At 59.9% G+C, this 18,173-nt stretch carries 17 protein-coding genes; 3 read left to right on the forward strand and 14 right to left on the reverse strand.

What is annotated here, in order from left to right:
- Positions 1-195 precede the first annotated feature (195 nt).
- The 5 genes from JKL48_RS17875 to JKL48_RS17895 form a co-directional block, all read right to left on the reverse strand.
- Positions 196-933, reverse strand: a complete 738-nt coding sequence (locus tag JKL48_RS17875; RefSeq protein WP_201985593.1) for an SDR family NAD(P)-dependent oxidoreductase — start codon at positions 931-933, stop codon at positions 196-198.
- 103 nt (positions 934-1,036) lie between these two features.
- The gene (locus tag JKL48_RS17880; RefSeq protein WP_201985595.1) at positions 1,037-1,921 is read right to left on the reverse strand and encodes a helix-turn-helix domain-containing protein; all 885 of its coding nucleotides are present in this window, start codon (positions 1,919-1,921) and stop codon (positions 1,037-1,039) included.
- A gap of 427 nt (positions 1,922-2,348) precedes the next feature.
- Complete coding sequence (locus tag JKL48_RS17885; RefSeq protein ID WP_201985597.1) at positions 2,349-3,248, reverse strand: hypothetical protein; 900 nt, start codon at positions 3,246-3,248, stop codon at positions 2,349-2,351.
- 28 nt (positions 3,249-3,276) lie between these two features.
- Positions 3,277-4,683 carry a dihydrolipoyl dehydrogenase gene (lpdA, locus tag JKL48_RS17890; RefSeq protein ID WP_201985599.1) on the reverse strand — a complete coding sequence of 469 codons (1,407 nt, stop codon included), beginning with the start codon at positions 4,681-4,683 and terminating at the stop codon, positions 3,277-3,279.
- 213 nt (positions 4,684-4,896) lie between these two features.
- Complete coding sequence (locus JKL48_RS17895) at positions 4,897-6,567, reverse strand: M1 family metallopeptidase (RefSeq protein ID WP_201985608.1); 1,671 nt, start codon at positions 6,565-6,567, stop codon at positions 4,897-4,899.
- Positions 6,568-6,722: 155 nt separating this feature from the next.
- Between JKL48_RS17895 and yedA the strand changes: the two genes are divergently transcribed.
- Both yedA and JKL48_RS17905 read left to right on the forward strand, forming a co-directional pair.
- Complete coding sequence (yedA, locus tag JKL48_RS17900) at positions 6,723-7,649, forward strand: drug/metabolite exporter YedA (protein ID WP_201985610.1); 927 nt, start codon at positions 6,723-6,725, stop codon at positions 7,647-7,649.
- A gap of 45 nt (positions 7,650-7,694) precedes the next feature.
- Entirely contained in the window at positions 7,695-8,096 is a 402-nt protein-coding gene (locus JKL48_RS17905; protein WP_201985612.1) for a group III truncated hemoglobin, read from the forward strand.
- Here the strand turns inward: JKL48_RS17905 and JKL48_RS17910 are convergent.
- Positions 8,093-8,617: a DUF4126 family protein gene (locus JKL48_RS17910; protein WP_201985614.1), complete on the reverse strand. Its 525-nt coding sequence runs from the start codon at positions 8,615-8,617 to the stop codon at positions 8,093-8,095. The genes JKL48_RS17905 and JKL48_RS17910 overlap by 4 nt on opposite strands.
- Positions 8,618-8,710: 93 nt before the next feature.
- On the opposite strand from JKL48_RS17910, the gene JKL48_RS17915 reads away from it, so the two are divergent.
- Positions 8,711-9,175 (forward strand): DUF2339 domain-containing protein, encoded by a 465-nt coding sequence (locus JKL48_RS17915; protein WP_201985616.1) that lies wholly within the window; start codon positions 8,711-8,713, stop codon positions 9,173-9,175.
- Positions 9,176-9,263: 88 nt separating this feature from the next.
- Here the strand turns inward: JKL48_RS17915 and JKL48_RS17920 are convergent, their stop codons facing one another.
- The 8 genes from JKL48_RS17920 to JKL48_RS17955 form a co-directional block, all read right to left on the reverse strand.
- Positions 9,264-9,644 (reverse strand): hypothetical protein, encoded by a 381-nt coding sequence (locus JKL48_RS17920; protein ID WP_201985618.1) that lies wholly within the window; start codon positions 9,642-9,644, stop codon positions 9,264-9,266.
- Positions 9,645-9,764: 120 nt separating this feature from the next.
- On the reverse strand, positions 9,765-10,460 hold the full coding sequence (locus tag JKL48_RS17925; RefSeq protein WP_201985627.1) for a carboxypeptidase-like regulatory domain-containing protein: 696 nt from the start codon (positions 10,458-10,460) through the stop codon (positions 9,765-9,767).
- A gap of 65 nt (positions 10,461-10,525) precedes the next feature.
- Entirely contained in the window at positions 10,526-10,990 is a 465-nt protein-coding gene (locus JKL48_RS17930; protein ID WP_201985629.1) for a hypothetical protein, read from the reverse strand.
- Positions 10,991-11,089: 99 nt separating this feature from the next.
- Positions 11,090-11,470, reverse strand: a complete 381-nt coding sequence (locus JKL48_RS17935) for a roadblock/LC7 domain-containing protein (RefSeq protein WP_201985631.1) — start codon at positions 11,468-11,470, stop codon at positions 11,090-11,092.
- A 45-nt stretch (positions 11,471-11,515) separates the two neighbouring features.
- Positions 11,516-11,971: a hypothetical protein gene (locus JKL48_RS17940; RefSeq protein WP_201985633.1), complete on the reverse strand. Its 456-nt coding sequence runs from the start codon at positions 11,969-11,971 to the stop codon at positions 11,516-11,518.
- 413 nt (positions 11,972-12,384) lie between these two features.
- Entirely contained in the window at positions 12,385-13,011 is a 627-nt protein-coding gene (locus tag JKL48_RS17945) for a Crp/Fnr family transcriptional regulator (RefSeq protein ID WP_201985635.1), read from the reverse strand.
- Positions 13,012-13,282: 271 nt separating this feature from the next.
- Positions 13,283-14,932 carry a 2-oxoglutarate dehydrogenase complex dihydrolipoyllysine-residue succinyltransferase gene (gene odhB / locus JKL48_RS17950; RefSeq protein ID WP_201985637.1) on the reverse strand — a complete coding sequence of 550 codons (1,650 nt, stop codon included), beginning with the start codon at positions 14,930-14,932 and terminating at the stop codon, positions 13,283-13,285.
- 91 nt (positions 14,933-15,023) lie between these two features.
- Complete coding sequence (locus tag JKL48_RS17955) at positions 15,024-17,942, reverse strand: 2-oxoglutarate dehydrogenase E1 component (protein WP_201985639.1); 2,919 nt, start codon at positions 17,940-17,942, stop codon at positions 15,024-15,026.
- Between the last annotated feature and the right edge of the window lie 231 nt (positions 17,943-18,173).

Raw genomic sequence — 18,173 nt, forward strand, 5'->3', positions numbered from 1 at the left:
TAGGCGGTCATGCAGAGCGCAGCGAAGCATCTTGCCCGCTTCGTTCTGACGTAGCGCCTCACCCCCGGCCCCTCTCCTAAGGAGAGGGGAGCCTGACAAAATCATAGAGAAAGTTTGGCGCACGGACGCCAAATGAGCAGGACGTTCAAGCGTGACGTTTAAAGGGACGCAGACACCCTCTAAATACCTGAACTGCTACCAGGCACTGATGCCCGTTTCCGGGGCGTTGTCGTCGCTAAAGAACTGGCCGGTGGGGCCATCCGGCGCCAATACGGCGGCTTTCACCACGCGCGCCGCCGCATCGGGCACGGTGCCGGGGCCGCTGTGGTGGTTGAAATCGGTGGCGGTGTAGCCGGGGTCCACGGCGTTCACTTTGAACGGGGTGTCGCGCAGCTCATAGGCCAGCACGATGGTGTACATGTTGAGCGCGGCTTTGGACGAGCCGTAGGCCGCCGTCTTCACAGGGTAGTACTTCCAGCTGGGGTCGGTGTGCAAGGTGAGCGAGCCCAGGCCCGAGGTCACGTTCACGATGCGGGGCTCGGCCGAGGCCCGCAGCAAGTCGAGGAAGGCCTGGGTGGTCTGCACCACGCCAAATACGTTGGTGTCGTACACTTCCTTGAACGTGGCTACGTCGGTAGCCGCCGCCGTTTGGGGCAAAGCCCCGCTGACGCCGGCGTTGTTGATGAGCACGTCGAGCCCGGTTCCTTTCTGGCCGATGGCCTGCCGGGCGGCGGCCACCGAGGCGGCATCGGTTACGTCGAGCTGCACGGGCTCTACCTGGGTGAGGCCTTCGGCGTGGAGCTGGGCCACGGCTTGCCGGCCGTTTTCAAGGCTGCGGCTGCCGAGGTACACGTAGTAGCCCTGCTGGAGCAACTGGCGGGCGGTTTCGAAGCCAATGCTTTTGTTGGCGCCGGTGATGAAGGCGTATTTCATGGGGGAGTTGTGACTGCGTTGATTGAACAGCACAAAAGTCCCCTACCCCGCCGCGCGGCCCTAACGAGATTCAAACGAAAAAGTAAGAAATTCAAACCGCCGACTAGGCCGCTGTTAGTCTGCCCACCAGCGCGCGGTGGGCCGAGGGCGTGGTGCCGGTTTGCTTCTTGAAGAAGTTGTTGAAGTAGGTGGGGTACTCGAAGCCGAGGCTGTAGGCAATTTCGGCGGTGGTCCAGTCGGTGTGCTGCAGCAGGGCCCGGGCCTCGCGCACGATGCGCTCGGCAATGTGCACGGAGGTGGTTTTGCCGGTGAGGTCGCGCACGGCCCGGTTGAGGTGGTTGACGTGCACCGAAAGCTGGCGGGCGAAGTCGCCGGGCGTGCGCAGCTGCAGGCCGTGGGTGGGCGAGTCGATGGGAAACTGCCGCTCCAGCAGCCCCTGAAACAGGGTTGCAATGCGCGTGGCGGCGTTGGGGTGCTGGTAGTAGCTGGCCTGCGGCTGCAGCTTCAGGGCCTCGTGAATGAGCAGGTTGAGGTAGTTGCGGATGACTTCCTGCTGGTACACGTAGCCCGAATTCATCTCCTGCAGCATCTTGCGAAAGAAGTAGCTCAGGTCGGCGTATTGCGCGTCATCCACGAGGTACACTGGGTCGGACCCGAGCCGGAACAGCGGCGACTCCTGCAGGCTGGCGGCCCGGTCATTCACGATGAGAAACTCCTCGGTGAACATGCACAGGTAGCCGCCCTGCTCCTCCGACACCCGCTCCCAGGAATACGGAATCAGCGGGTTGGAAAACACCAGCGCGGGCTGGTCGATGAGCACGCCGCGGGTGGCGTAGTTGTAGCGGCTGCTGCCGGTGAGCAGCGAAATCTTGTAGTAATCGCGCCGCCCAAACGCCACCTTGTCGCTGATGAACTGCTCGCGGGCATACACGTTGAAGCTGCCCGAGGCGATGGGTGTGTTGGCGGGCGTGAGGGAATGGGGCGACATACTTCAAAAGTAAGCATATCAAACCGAGCGAAGGTTTATGCTTCGGAAGCAAGGTTTACGCTTCGGCACGAAGGTTTATGGTTCGGCAAGAAGGTTTGTGCTTCGGAAGCGGTTGGCGGGCGTTCGGAACCGATTGGCGAGCCTTCGGAGGCAAAGTTTGTGCTTCGGAAGCGGCTGGCGATGCTTCGGAGGCCAAGGTTTGTGGTTCGGAACCCGTTGGCGGGCGTTCGGAAGCCAGGGTTTGTGGTTCGGAAACCGTTGGCGAGGCTTCGGAAGTAGATAGCGGGTGTTCGGAAGGGAAGGTTTGTGGTTCGGAAGCGGTTGGCGGGCATTCGGAAGCCGTTGGTGGGGCTTGGGAAACAGCCCCCCGCTTCCATGCCGAAAGCGGCAGAAGCGCCCGTAGCTGCCGCCGCTTGCGTTTCAACAGTTACTTCCCTACTCGCAATACCCTTCCACGCTCATAGCTGTATGCTCCCGCGGGTAACGAGCTAAGCTCAGCGGTGACCGCACCGCCGGCTACACCCATTACCGGCCCAACAATAATTTTCTTCTGCCGCAGGCTAATCAATTGTTGGCAGCAAACTCGTTCAGGACTTTGTTCTTCGGCGGCGGCGTCCTGGCTATTCTCGCAATTGTAGCTCTCGGCTTTAAGCAGCATCTGCGGCTCCTCAGACACATCAATGATGTTGACGCAGTTGGTAATGCCGTCCCAATTGCGCATCCGCTGCAGCTCTCCCACGGTTATCATGACAACCGACGCCATTTGCGGTCCCAAATGGGCCGTATCGGCTTTCTGAAACTGGCAATTGGCTTCCCAATTTTGCAGGCGCCCTCCTACTAATTCCAATGGCGTTTGAATCCAATCGGTTTTCGCGGGGTCGGGCCGGTAGAGCAATTGCATGGAATAGTAAGCCGGCCCAAGAGGATTGGGAAGAATATTGATGAGTAGGAATTTCCCAAACAGGGTGTCGACGTGCAAATCATTGTTCGCAATCATTTGCCGTAAGGCAGCGTCGCTGATGTGCTGAAAGCGCATTTTTCGCGGCCCAACGGCGGCTTGTAAAGAATCCGCCAAGGTTGAGACGTTCACTTGTACTGGACGTTGCGGCACCGCCCGTTCTCCCTGATTCACGCTCGAATCTTTTGGCGGCGGTGTAGAATCAGTGGTGCTAACAGTTGTCGTATTTCGGGCTGAGGTTTCAGCTTCTGTTGTTTTCGGTTGGGCGCCGCAAGCCATTAGCAGCGCGAATAGGGGTAGCAGAAAAAGACAATTGCGCATACCTTTAATAAAATAAAAAGTGCCTAAAGCTATGGAAGCCTTAGGCACTTTTTCATGACGTGATACTCGTCGGTTGTTACATGTGAATGGCCCGGCTCTCCGTCGCCGCCAAACACGCTTCTTTCATGGCCTCGGCGTAGGTGGGGTGCGAGTGGCTCATGCGGGCCACGTCCTCGGCGGAGGCGCGGAACTCCATGGCGGTCACGGCTTCGGCGATGAGGTCGGCGATGCGCGGGCCAATCATGTGGACGCCCAGGATTTCGTCGGTGGTTATGTCGGCCAGCACCTTCACAAAGCCGTCGGTGTCGCCGCTGGCGCGGGCGCGGCCGCTGGCTTTGAAGGGGAAGGAGCCCACCTTGTAGGCCTTGCCCTGCTCCTTGAGCTGCTCCTCGGTGTAGCCCACGCCGGCCACTTCGGGCCAGGTGTACACCACGCCGGGGATGAGCAGGTAGTTGATGTGCGGCTTCTGGCCCACGATGGTTTCGGCCACGAACACGCCTTCTTCCTCGGCCTTGTGGGCCAGCATGGCGCCCCGAATCACGTCGCCGATGGCGTAGATGCCGGGCACGTTGGTTTGCAGGTGCTCGTCGACCTTGATGCGGCCGCGCTCTTCCATCTGCACGCCGGCGGCTTCGAGGTTGAGGCCGGCGGTGTAGGGCACGCGGCCCACGGCCACGAGGCAGTAGTCGCCCTCAAACTTCACTTCCTCGCCCTTGGCGTTGGTGGCCGTCACGGTCACGGTGTCGCCGTCGCGGGTGGCGCCGGTCACTTTGTGCGAGAAGAAGAATTCGATGCCGATTTTGCCCAGCACGCGCTTCAGCTCTTTGCCCAGGCCGCGGTCCATGGTCGGGATGATGCTGTCCATGAACTCCACCACCGACACTTTGGCGCCGAGGCGGGCGTACACGGAAGCCATTTCGAGGCCAATCACGCCGCCGCCAATCACAATCATGTGCTTGGGCACTTCACGGATGTTCAGGGCCTCGGTGCTGGTGATGATGCGCTCCTTGTCCTGGGCGATGAACGGCAGCACCGTGGGCTTGGAGCCAGTGGCGATGATGACGTTTTTGGTTTCAATCTGCTGGGCTTCGCCGCCTTCGCGGGGCGCGATGCTGATGTGGTTTTTGTCAACAAAAGAACCCACGCCGGTGAGGACGTCGATTTTGTTCTTCTTCATCAGGTAGGCAATGCCGTCCACGTTGGCCTTCACCACCCCGGCCTTGCGGTCAATCATGCGGTTCATGTCGACGGTCAGGTTGTCGAGGCCGATGCCGTGCTCGGCAAACACCGAATGGGCGTTGTGGTAGTGCTCAGAGGAGTCGAGCAGGGCCTTGCTGGGGATGCAGCCCACGTTGAGGCAGGTGCCGCCCAGGGTGGGGTATTTCTCGATGAGGGCCGTTTTGAGGCCGAGCTGGGCGCAGCGGATGGCCGCTACATAGCCGCCGGGGCCGGAGCCGATGACGGTGACGTCGTATTGATTCATGAGGAGGTTTTCAATGATTGTACGCTCGGGCGAAGGTACGGCACAGCGGCGGCGGGTGGGGCGATTTTTGGGGAGGAGACGAATTAAAAGAACGTCATGCTGAGCGTAGTCGAAGCATCTCGCATGCAGTAGTAACTCAATCGAATGGGTTTACTATTGCACGCGAGATGCTTCGGCCGCGCTCAGCATGACCGTTCTTTTTGTCGGTTCTGCCTAATCAACCAGCACGCCGATGTAATAGTTGAACGTGTCGACCTCCAGCGTTTCCTTGGTGGCGCCGGCCAACTCCTTTATTTCGGTAAAGCGGGCAGCGGGCTTGATGAACTGGTACTCGCCGCCTTTCAGCCGCACGCGCACCGGCAGGTCGAACTTGTCGACGTCGGCCACCCAGCGGGCCAGGGTCTTGCCGTCTTCGAAGCGGATTTCCAGGGTGGGAATGTTGCGGTGGCGCAGGTACTGGTCGAAAACCTTGGTGAAGTCGCGGCCGCTTTCGCGGTTGATGTAGTCGATAACCTGCTGGCCCGTCACGGTCTGGTGGTAGAAGGTGGCCGAGAGGCCGCGCAGCAACTGGCGCCATTTCGCGTCGTCGTTCAGCACGGTGCGCAGGGTGTTGAGCAGGGCGCTGCCCTTGTCGTACATGTCGCCCGAGCCTTCCTTGTTCACGCCGTAGGGGCCGATGATGGGGGCGTCGTTCTGGATGTTGCGGCGCTGGCCGTGGATGTACTCATGGCCCGCCTGCTTGCCAAACTGGGTTTCCACAAACAGCGCTTCGGAGTAGGTGGTGAAGCTTTCGTGCACCCACATGTCGGCAATGTCCTTCGTGGTAATGTTGTTGCCGAACCACTCGTGGCCGCTTTCGTGGACGATGATGAAGTCCCACTTCGTGCCCCAGCCGGTGTTGCTGCGGTCGCGGCCAAGGTAGCCGTTCTGGTACTTGTTGCCGTAGGCCACGGCGCTCTGGTGCTCCATGCCGAGGTGGGGCGCATCCACCAGCTTGTAGCCGTCCGGGTACCACGGGTAGGGGCCAAACCAGCTTTCCATGCTTTTGAGCATGGGCTTCACGTTGGCGGCAAACTGGGTTTTGGCTTTGGCTACGTTTTCGGGCAGCACCCAATAATCGAGCGTGAGCAAGCCTTTTTCGCCCTGGTACGAGTCGGAAAAATGCTGATAGTCGCCCACGTTCAGGGCCACGTCGTAGTTGTTGATGGGGTTGCGCACGGCCCAGTCAAAGCGCGTGTAGCCGCCTTTCAGCTTGGTGGTGCGCCGCAAACGGCCGTTGGAAACGTCCTTCAGGCCATTGGGCACGCTGATGCTGATGAGCATGCTGTCCACTTCATCGGCCTGCTGGTCTTTGCACGGCCACCAGATGCTGGCCCCGATGCCCTGGCAGGCCGACGCTACCCAGGGCTTGCCGGCGGCATCGGTGCTGAAAACCAGGCCACCGTCCCAAGGCGCTTTTTTGGCCACCGTGGGGCTGCCGGAATACTGCACGGTGAATTCGTCGCGGCTGCCTTGCTGAATGAGTTTGGGGAAGGTGACAAATACCGCATTTGCTTCGCGGGTGAAAGGCACATCCTTGCCCTGATAGAGCACCTTCTCCACCTGCAGGTTGGCAAAAAGGTCGAATTGCAGGCGGGTGAAATCCTGTGTGGCGGTGAAACGGAAGAGGGTGGAGCCGCTGAGGAAGCGCTGGGCCGGGTCCAGCTTCACGTCGAGGTGGTAGTAGTGGAGGTCGTAGCAGGCGCGGAGCGGGCCGTTGCCGCCGCGCAGCGAGTCGGCGCGGGTGTAGGCGGCCGGTTTGGGCTGGAGCAGCTGGGCCGTGGCGGGGGGCAGCAGCCACAGAAACGCCAGCAGCGCGAGGAGAAGCTTCTTTTCATTCATCATGCAAAGCAACAACCGCCGCCGGCATAACGGCCGTTTCAGGGGTGCGAACTTTGTAGTTCGCGTCCCCACGTCATTGCTACGACTCGTTCCGGGACGCGGACTACAAAGCTCGCGCTACAGCGGGGCGTAGTTTTGCGGCCATCATTCGTGTTGCTATGCCCGCTGCTGCTTCCACTCCTGCCCCTTCGCGGGCCGCTTTATTCATTGCTTTTGCGCTGGTCTACCTCATCTGGGGCTCTACCTATCTGGTCATGAAATTTGCGGTGGCCAGCATGCCGCCGCTGCTCATGGCGGGCACGCGCTACGGCTTGGCGGGCGGGCTGCTGTATGGCTACATGCGCTGGCGCGGCGAGCCGGCGCCCACGTGGCGGGGCTGGGGTTTTGCGGCCATTATCGGGCTGTGTTTGCTGGGCTTTGGCAACGGGGGCGTCACGCTGGGGGTGCAGTATTTGCCCAGCGGCATCACGGCGCTGCTGGTGGCCACGGTGCCCATGTTTCTGGCGGTGCTGGGGTGGCTGAGCGGCGTGTCGCCCCGGCCCAACAAGTGGGTGACGCTGGGCTTGGGCGCGGGCATGGTGGGCATGTACCTGCTGGCCGCGCACACCTCCGCTACGGCCGTAAAGGTGCCGGGCCATGCCTTGCTGGGCCTGGGCTGCGTGCTGGTGGCTTCGCTGGTGTGGGCCGTGGGCTCGCTTTATGCCAAGAACCACCAGCCCGCGCCGTCGCCCTTTGCCTCGGGCGGCATGCAGATGCTGTGCGGCGGCGCGGCCATGCTGGTGGTTGGCTTGGTGCGGGGCGAGGCCTCGGGATTTGAGCTGGCGCAGGTCACGGCCAAGTCGTGGATGGCGTATGCGTATCTGGTCACCTTTGGGTCCATTGTGGCTTTCACGGCCTACATCTGGCTGTTGCGGGCAGTGGAGCCGGCCCTGGCGGGCACCTACGCGTTTGTCAATCCGGTGGTGGCCGTGCTGCTGGGCTGGGCCTTTGCGGGCGAAAGTTTGAGCCTGGAAATGCTGGGCGGCGCGGCCCTGATTGTGCTGGCCGTGGTGCTGGTAGTACTAGGCGGCCGCCGGAAAACCTAGCCGTGCAGTCGGAACCAACGGCCTCGAACCTCGCTTCTTTTAGCCATGAACGTCTTGCCCCTCCCCGACCTCGAAACCGAAGCCGACATTGTGCGGCTGGTAGACACGTTCTACGCCCGCGTAAATGAGGACGAGCTGCTGCGGCCGGTGTTCAACGACGTGGCGCAGGTGGATTGGGCGCAGCACCTGCCCACCATGTACGATTTCTGGAGCAGCGTGCTGCTGGGCACCAGCCGCTACAAAGGCCGGCCGATGGCCAAGCATTTCCCGCTGCCCATCACGCCGGCCCATTTTCAGCGGTGGCTGGTGTTGTTCCGAGCCAGTGTCGACGAGCTATTTTCGGGGCCAAAAGCCGACGACGCCAAAGCCCGCGCCCACAGCATTGGGGCCATGTTTGAGCACCGCATGATGCCCAACCGGCTGTCATTGCCCAGCCGCCAGAGCTAGAGCGCCCGGCCGCTGGGTGCTGGCTTTTGCATCCGCAGCAATGCTGCGCCACTGCCTACCACCAACGCGTCTTCGCCCACTCCCACGAGGGCAATGGGCACATTTGCTTGCCGGCTAATGCCCGTGCGCAGCGCATAGCTCGCGAATGTGGCCGCCACGGCCGCCAGGCCACCCAGCACCCCGCCGCCCAGGGCGCTGCCATGACGCGACTTGTACCAGGCCGCCCCCACCAACGCCCCCGATAGCAGGCGGCCCAGCAGCACCGGCGGGGCCGTGCGGTTGGGCGTGCCGGGCAGCTTGTCCATCACCATTTCGCCGGCTGCCAGCACCTTCAGCAGCTTCGCGGCAATGGGCTTTTGCAAAAGCCGCAACGGCGATTTCGCCAGGCCGGAATGCGGCTGCCGCGACAAATAATGGCTCAAGAAGGCCGGGGCGCTTACGCTGCGCATGCCCGCCAGCGTCGCAAAACCCATTACGGGCCAAAATTTGGCCGGGCGAAAGAAATAGTTAGTCTTATTCATACTGAAATGCAGGTGAATTCGGTTTAACGGCCGTCGCCCCGAAAGGATGACGCGCAACGCCTAAAAAGTAGCGGCGGCCTGACGCTTTCTTTCGTGTCCATCGCCGCTGCCCGTGGCGCGGGCCAGCCAGCTACAATCGGCCGCCGTATGCTCCTGTTTGGCTACGTGGCTGTGGCACTGCACGTTGGCAAAGCGCCTTTTACCGGCCTCTCGCCCGCGTCGGCACTGCTGGCCAGGCCGCGTCGCCCCCTAGAGGCCGGTCTGCTCTACCCGGCATTGCTGGCGCTTTCGCTGCTGCTCATGCTCGAAATCGTAGCCGTGCTCAGCGCCAGTCTCTTGCTGCGGCGGCAGGACCTGCGCTACCTGTTGCTGGCGGAAATGCTGACCTGCTTGGTGCGGTTGGTGTTCTTCGACCTCAGCCGCAGCGGCACCATCACCCGGGCAGTGGTTTTCATCCTCATGGGCCTGCTGCTGCTGGGCATGAATGCGCTCTACGCCCGCTTTAAAACCCGTTTTACACCAAGCCCAGCGGACATCCTTTCAGACACCGCAGAATAAGTTGCCGGTCTGCCTTATAAGCAAAAAGCCCGTCCAACTCCTTGGACGGGCTTTTTGCAGGCCTTAACTATGGGCTAACGAAGCCGGCTTAGTTGATTTCGTCAACGTGGGCCCGCAGCACCTCGCGTGCAATGGCCAGGTTGGTGTCGCGCGAGTTGACCACGAGGTAGATGAACTTGGTGCCGTTGTTGACCAGCTTGATGATGTGCAGCTGGTTGGTGAGGGTGATGAGGATGTCCTCGATGTTCTCGCCGCTGAGCTTGAGGGCCGACATGGCCTTTTGCTTCTGCTTCACCACTTCCGTGTTGTAGGCCGCCGCCGTTTCCGGGTTGATGCTCGGCGAGTTCGAGTGCGACGCCAGCGCCATGCCGGAGCTGATATCGACTACCGCCACGGCCACCAGGCCCGGCAAATCGTTGATGATGGCCTCGATGGCTTTGCCGGCAGCAGTATTTTTAGAATAGGCCATAGTGGCTGATGGAGAAAGAGAAATGGATAAAGAAGATTCTTTAAGCTTGTTCGCAACGTGCTTACGGTAGGTCCTCGCTTTCACTTAGGATAACACGAATAGGCAACTAAAGACAGTTGATTAGAAGAAAAGCCAGTGCTTGCGCTTGGCCACTTGGGGCTGCAGGCTCACGCCCTCAGCGGTAACGTCGGCCGCTTTCAGCTCCTGGTCGGCATAGCCGGCGTAGCCATACTGCAGCGTCGCAGAAGTGGCTTCGGCGGCGGGTACGCGCAGGGCGTAGTTCCCGGCCGCGTCGGTGCTGGCGCCAAAGTGCGTGCCCTTACGCAGCACGGTGGCGCCTACCAGCGGCTGGCCTTTTTCGTTCAGGATGCGGCCGTGCACCGTCACCATGCGCGTGGCGCTGGCTTCGGCGGCGGCACCGGCGGCAGTTTCCAAAGCGGCCAGTTCTACGGGGGCCGTGGTTATCACTGGCGAGTTGTGCGAGGGCAGGCGGGTGCCGGCCATCGATGCGCCGGCCACCAGCGCGGCGCCGGCCACCATGGTCAGGGCCCGGCGACGGAAGCGCTGCGGCTGCTCCCGAATAAAGAGCAGCTGCTTCTGCACCCACGTGGTGGAGGCAGCGGCTTCGGCTCCTTCCGTGGTGGTCATTTCGTGCCAGCGCGTCACGGTGGAGTGGGCCTGCGTAGCATCTTTGCGCAGGTACTCTTCCACGGCGCGGGCCGAGGAGCGGACCAGGTCGCCGCGCAGGTAGGCGTCCCGGTACACCGGCAACAGGTCGCCGGTTTGCGGGTCGAAGGGGGTAGCGGTAAGCTTCATGGGATGATGGAGAAAAAAGGTGAGAAAATGAACATTGTGGCTTCATCAGCCAGCCACGAGCCTTTTTAGGCTTCCGCCACCGTTCCCAGCAGCGCCAAACTGCTGTGCATCACCGCACGGGCAATGCCCAGATTGGTATCCCGGCTATCCACTGCCAGGTACACAAACTGCTGCCTGCTCGGCACCAGCCGCACCAATTGCAGCTGCGTGGGTAGCGTCAGGAGCAGTTCTTCCAGGTCATCAGGTTCCGTGCCTTGCGTGAGCAGCAGCGCCCGCACCTGCCGCACCGCCTCAACGTCGAAGCCAACAACCGCCGCAGGACGCAGCGTGCGCTCAGCGGTGTAGGTGGCCAGCGGCCGGCCGGTGCTCAGGTCCACCACGGCAGCCATTAGCAAATCAGGCAGTTCGGCCAGCAAATGCTGCATAGCCTGCTCGATGCCAGCGCTGCCCGGGCCGGTAGTGGCCAGTTCAATCTGGTTGGGAGCCGGCCCGGTCAGGCGCTGCAGTTGCTTGAGAAAGGGGATTTTCATAATGCGCGGGTCCTCCGTCCCCGGCTGGTGCCCGGCCCGCTGCCCCGCCGCGGTTCCCGGCAATCGTGTTGCAACCCGACGGCGGGGCCGTCGCCGAAATTAATTGAGCTGGTTCGCGGTAGCCCGCAGCACCTCGCGTGCAATGGCCAGGTTGGTGTCGCGCGAGTTGACCACGAGGTAGATGAACTTGGTGCCGTTGTTGACCAGCTTGATGATGTGCAGCTGGTTGGTGAGGGTGATGAGGATGTCCTCGATGTTCTCGCCGCTGAGCTTGAGGGCCGACATGGCCTTTTGCTTCTGCTTCACCACTTCCGTGTTGTAGGCCGCCGCCGTTTCCGGGTTGATGCTCGGCGAGTTCGAGTGCGACGCCAGCGCCATGCCCGAGGTGGTGTCGACTACGGCAATAGCCACGAGGCCCGGCAGGTCGTTGAGAACCTCCTGTACTACTTTGCCAGCGGGAGAATTAGTTGAATAAGCCATGTTGGGGAATGAAAAAGGGTGGGTAAAATGAGTTAAAACAAACGGTTATGGAATAATCGATTTCAATATTTCACGGGCCAGGGCCAGGCTTGTATCCTGCGTTTTCACGGCCAGATGCACAAACCACTCGCCGCTTTTCGCCATCCGAATGAGGTGAAGCTGCTTGCGAAACGGCACGAGAATATCTTCTAGCCGCTCGCCGCGCATGCCCAACCGGACCATAGTTAGCTGCTGCTGGCGCACAAGTTGCGCGTGGCACTCTGCCACACCTGCGGTGTCTAAGCCGCGTGCCCGGCCTATGTGTGCCAGGCAGGTTCCAGTAGCCGTTTCCACCACCATAATGGTTGAGGGTCCGGAAATCTGAACTAAAACATGATTTATTATTTTTTTAATAGCAGCGCCTGTCACCACTGCGCTTTCCTTTACCTCCAGCGAAGTATTCGCTTGTTTTCTATTAGCACGTCTGAGCAGTAATTTATCAGGAACGACAACAGAAATCATTGGATAAAAACCTAATCTAATTCGTTATAATTTTCACATTATATGATATTTACCTCTCTCCAATAGCAACTTTTTTCTAATACAAAGCTCAACAACAATGGTACCCAATAAAAATAACATTCGTCACTTTTCAATATGATTTACATTACTTAAGAAATTAAAAAATCATATTCATTAATGTAATTAAACCCATTTCATGTAATAAACAAGCTCAACACTACCAATCCCGTTTCGATTTCGCTGCTTTGACGTCAAATGCGTTATCCCACGCTCCACCTGGCGAAGTCAATCGATGGCCAAATCCCGATTCTCAGTTGTTGCCAGCGCAATCGCTTTGATTCGTTCAAGAACTGCCCGAGCAGGCTTGTCGGGGCAGTTTGCTCCACTCTCTACCGCCGGGCGCAGCACCAGCTTTAATCGTAGAGCGAAGCAATCTGGCTAAGGCCATTCAAGTCAAGAATCGTCACCTGGCTGCCGCGGGTGCTGATAATGCCTGCTTCTTTAAACTCCGAAAGCAAGCGGGTTGCCGTTTCCTTGGCCGTGCCCACCAGCGCCGCCAGGTCTTCCCGCGAGACAGCCACGCTGAACGGCAACAGCGCCTCCTTCTCCCGAAACGTATGGTACAGCAGCAGCAGCGCCTCGGCCAGACGCTCGCGCACGGGCTTGTAGGCCAAGTGCAGCAGTTGCACTTCGGCCTCGCCCAAGGCCTTGGCCATCATCTGCATCAGGGAAGTTGAGAATTGCTGATTCGATTGCCACACCCGGAAGAAATCGGCGCGCGGAATAAAGCACACCACGCAGTCTTCCAATGCCACGGCCGAGGTTGAATATTGGGGCTCGGTGAGCACCGAATGAAAGCCCAACATGTCGCCGCCTTTTGCCAGGCGGGTGATTTGCTCTTTGCCTTCGCCGCTGGCTTTGGTAATCTTGATTTTGCCTTGGCTCACGCAATGCAGCCCCAGCGCCGGGCTGCCCTCGTGAAAGATGCGCTGTCCCTTCTGATAGCTCTGCGATACCTTACTACGAGCGATAAAATCCAATTCCTCTAATTGACAGCAGCCCATCAGCGGCCCTTTGCGGTGAGGGCATTCCTGACACGTCGGAGTGATAAACTTTGCCATAAAATATAATTATGCTACCTTCAACCGGCCCTCAAAGATACTAAAGCCGATAAATCACAAGCAAGCATTATATTTTTTCAACCGGCAAATTCTATTGTTCAACGAGCAAAAAACGGTCTTAATCGTCCAAAAATGAAAAGGCCAATTCCCGGCATGGGAACTGGCCTTCATAAAATCCAAAATCTGGAATTTACACCCCTAACAACAGACGAGTCGGGTCTTCGAGCAATTCTTTTACCCGCACCAGGAAGCTCACCGACTCACGCCCGTCGATGATGCGGTGGTCATAGCTCAGGGCAAGGTACATCATGGGGCGCACCACCACTTGGCCATTCTCGGCCACCGGGCGCTGAATGATGTTGTGCATGCCCAGAATGGCCGACTGTGGCGCGTTGATAATGGGCGTGCTGAGCATGGAGCCAAACACGCCGCCGTTGGTGATGGTGAACGTGCCGCCGCTCATTTGCTCAATGGTGAGCTTGTTGTCGCGGGCCAAGGTGGCAAGGCGCACCACTTCCTTTTCGATGCCATCGAAGGACAGTTGCTCGGCGTTGCGAATGACGGGCACCACCAGTCCTTTCGGCGCCGATACGGCAATGCTGATGTCGCAGAAATCGGAATACACGATTTCGCCGTTGTCAATTTGGGCATTCACCGCAGGCCACTCTTTCAGGGCCACGCACACGGCTTTGGTAAAGAAGGACATGAAGCCCAGACCCACGCCGTTTTTCTCCTTGAACTTGTCTTTGAACTTGTTGCGCAGGTCCATGATGGGCTGCATGTTCACCTCGTTGAAAGTAGTGAGCATGGCCGTCTCATTCTTCACCGAAACCAGGCGACGAGCTACCGTCTTGCGCAGGTTGCTCATGCGCTCGCGGCGCACTTCGCGGCTGCCCCCGGCGGGCGCAGTTGGTGCGGGGGCTGCGGCGGGAGTTGGTGCAGCCTGAGGCGCGGGGGCTGCCGGCTTAGCCTGGGCATTCTGCGCGTCCTCTTTGGTGATGCGGCCGTCGCGGCCGGTGCCGGCTACGTCGGCTGCTGCAATACCTTTCTCGCCGAGAATCTTGCCGGCAGCCGGCGAGGGCACCCCCGTGGCGTAGGTAGCCGCGCCGCTCGCGGCGGGTTGCGAAGCCAGCGCTGCGACAGGTGCAGCCGGAGCAGCGGCCGGCGCAGCAGGTGCCGAAGCACCGTTGCCCACTTTACCACCGCCTTCAATCCGGGCAATGGTGGCGCCGATGCTGATGGTTTCACCTTCTTTCACGGCGTGGCGCAGGGTGCCAGCGGCTTCTGCCGGCAGCTCAAACGTGGCTTTGTCCGATTCCAACTCGGCAATCACCTCGTCGCGCTCTACTTGGGCACCGTCGGGCTTCAGCCACTTGGCCACCGTCACTTCCGTGATGGACTCGCCCACGGCGGGGATTTTCATTTCTACTGAGCCACCGCCAGCGGCGGGAGCCGCCGGGGCCGCGCCGCCTTCCGGCGTGCCTCCGTAGCCGGCTTGGTCGCTGGCTTTGGGATTTTCTTCGCCTTTGCTGATGGGGTCAGCAACCGGAGCGCTGGCGGCCGGGGCCGCAACAGGTGCTGATGCTGCGGGTGCGCTGCCAGCGGCAGCGCCATCCAAATCGGCGATTACGGTACCGATACCGATGGTTTCGCCTTCGGCAACGCGGATTTTTAGCACGCCGTCGGCTTCGGCGGGCAGCTCAAACGTGGCTTTGTCGGACTCCAATTCCGCAATGACTTCGTCGCGTTTCACGGCTTCGCCGTCCTTTTTGAGCCACTTCGCAATGGTGACTTCGGTGATGGATTCGCCAACGGCGGGAATTTTGATTTCGAGGGCCATAAACTAGGGTGGCGGAAAATGGGAATTTTGCTAAGATTGAATTTGCAGACACACCGCACAACGCGGAAACGCTAAGCCTAAAGCACCGGAATTACTCCTCCTTTTTGGCTACTTCGACAGTGGCTTGGATGTTGGCATCGGCCACGGCCTCTTTGGGTTTGTCGAAAGCGCGGGCCACGAGGTCCTTCTGCTCCTTCACGTGGATTTTGTTGTAGCCCGTAGCCGGTGAGGCCGATGCCTTACGGGCCACCACGTCCTCCAGCTCGCGGCGCATGTAGCGCAGCATGAAGTTCCAGTAACCCATGTTCTCGGGCTCTTCCTGCACCCAATACAGCTTGGCTTTGCCGTACTTGGCCAGCTCGGCATCGAGCTGCTTTTTGGGGAATGGGTGTAGCTGCTCCAGGCGCACGATGGCCACATCCTTGCGGTCAGAAGCACGCTGCTCCTCCAGCAGGTCGTAATACACCTTGCCCGAGCACAGCAACACACGCTTCACCTTCTTGGCCTCAGCAAACGTGTCGCCGAGTACCTCGCGGAAACCACCGCCGGTGAACTCCTCTACCGGCGATACGCACAGCGGGTGGCGCAACATCGATTTCGGCGACATCACCACCAGCGGCTTGCGGAAGCTCCACGTCAGCTGCCGGCGCAGGGCGTGGAAGAAGTTAGCCGGCGTGGTAATGTTGGCCACCACGATGTTGTTCTCGGCCGCGAGCTGCAGGAACCGCTCGGGGCGGGCGTTGGAGTGCTCCGGGCCCTGCCCTTCGTAGCCGTGGGGCAGCTGCATCACGAGGCCGTTCATGCGCTGCCACTTGCTTTCGGAGCTCACCACAAACTGGTCAATCATGGTCTGGGCACCGTTGGCGAAGTCGCCGAACTGCGCCTCCCAAATCACCAGGGCCGTGGGGTTGGCCATGCCGTAGCCAAATTCAAAGCCCAGCACCGCATACTCGCTCAGCAGCGAGTTGTAGATGCTCAGCTTCTCATTCTCGCCCTCCATGAAGTTGAGCGAGTTGTACGGCGCCGACGTTTCGGCATCGTGCAGCACCGCGTGGCGGTGCGAGAACGTGCCGCGCTGCACGTCCTGGCCGCTCACGCGCACAATGTGCTTCTCGCTCAGCAGTGAGCCATAAGCCAGCAATTCGCCGGCGGCCCAGTTCAGCATGCGGGTTTCGTAGAACATCTTGCGGCGCTCCTTCAGCAGGTTATCAATCTGCTTAATCGGCTTGAAGCCTTCGGGAATAGTGGTCAGGGCTTTGGCCACTTTCTGCACCGTTTCTTCCAAAATACCGGTTTCGGGCGACTGCTCGAAATCTTCCACCGTGCTGCGGCGCAGGCTGCGCCACTCGTTTTCGAGGGCCTGATACTTATAAGGAAGCGGCTTCTGCTTCACCATGTCGAGGCGGGCCTGCAGGGTGTCGCGGAATTCGCGGTCCATCTGGTTAGCCAGCTCGGCATCCACGTCGCCACGCTGCACCAGCATGGCGTTGTACACCTCGCGCGGGTTCTGGTGCTTCGAGATGATGTTGTAGAGCGTAGGCTGGGTGAATTTAGGCTCGTCCGACTCGTTGTGGCCGTGGCGGCGGTAGCACACCATATCAATAAAGATATCGGCATGAAACTGCTGGCGGTACTCGGTGGCCAGTTGCACGGCAAACACCACGGCCTCAGGGTCGTCGCCGTTCACGTGCACCACCGGCGCATCAATGATTTTGGCGAGGTCCGTCGAGTAAATTGATGAGCGGGCGTCCTCAAAATCGGTGGTAAAACCGACCTGGTTGTTAATCACGAAGTGAATGGTACCGCCCGTCTTGTAGCCTTCCAGCTGCGACATCTGCGTCACTTCGTAGCCGATACCCTGGCCGGCCAGCGCCGCATCGCCGTGGATGAGGATGGGCAGAATCTGGTGGTAGTCGCCGCCGTACTGGTGTTCGATTTTGGCGCGCACGAAGCCTTCTACCACTGGGTTCACCGCCTCCAGGTGGGAGGGGTTGGGGGCCAGTTTCAGGTTGACTTTCTGGCCGCCGCTGGCTTCTACTTCCGACGAGTAGCCCATGTGGTACTTCACGTCGCCGTCGCCCATCGTGAGGTCGGGCACGGCCGTGCCTTCGAACTCGCTGAAAATCTGCTCGTAGGTCTTGCCCATGATGTTGGCCAGCACGTTCAAGCGGCCGCGGTGGGCCATGCCAATCATCACCTCTTTCACGCCCAGCTCCGCGCCTTTGCCGATGATGGCATCCAGGGCCGGAATGGTCGTTTCGCCGCCTTCGAGCGAGAAGCGCTTTTGCCCCAGAAACTTGGTGTGCAGGAAGTTCTCGAAGACAACAGCTTCGTTCAGCTTCTTCAAAATGCGCTTCTTGTACTCCACGCCGGGGTTGAAGGCCAATGAATCCTTCTCCACTTTGGCGCGGAACCAGTCGAGCACCTGCGGGTCGCGGATGTACATGTACTCGAAGCCGATGGCGCCGGTGTAGATTTTCTCTAGCGCGGCCACGATGTCGCGCAGCTTGGCCTGGCCGCCGAGGCCCAGCACTTCGCCGTTCTTGAAGGTGGCATCCAGGTCCGCTTCGCCCAGGCCGAAGTCGGCGAGGTCGAGGCGGGCCTGGCGGTCTTTGCGCTCGCGCACCGGGTTGGTTTTGGCGCGGAGGTGGCCGCGGCTGCGGTAGGCGTGGATGAGGTTGCGCACGGCCGTTTCCTTATCGGAAGCGGGTTCGCCGCCAGCCAGCCCCGGCGCGTTATTCGTCGACGCGGCCGTGTTGAGCACGCCGTAATCGTTGGGCTGCGGCACGGGGCCGGGCGACGGCGCGGCTTTGGTGGTGCCGTTGGTTGCTGCGTTGCCGTTGGCACCGGGCACTACGGGTGCCCCCTCAGGAAATTGTTGGGAGAAGTCAAACCCTTCAAAGAATTTCCGCCAGCCAAAATCTACCGATTCCGGATTTTGCTGGTAGGCCTGATAAAGGGTTTCAATGGCCGCCGCGTCAGCGTTGGCGATATACGAATACGTGTCCATGGGAATTCAGCTTGGGTAAGACCGTGCAAATGTAATGTACTTCAAACACAGGCTAAAACCTGAATTCGGTTACACAAATAAATCTAAAAATCAATTAATTGATTCCCCATCATTGCCCTGACTGTTTCAGGTTAAGAGGCCAATTTATCGAAATTCGGGAGGAAAGCAGCATGTTTTACTCCAGGCCGCGCTTCTTCCGGGGGACGAGATACCCAGCATAAGCATCGGAAT

Origin of the sequence: Hymenobacter rubidus, assembly GCF_016734815.1 — a bacterium.
Lineage (GTDB): Bacteria > Bacteroidota > Bacteroidia > Cytophagales > Hymenobacteraceae > Hymenobacter > Hymenobacter rubidus.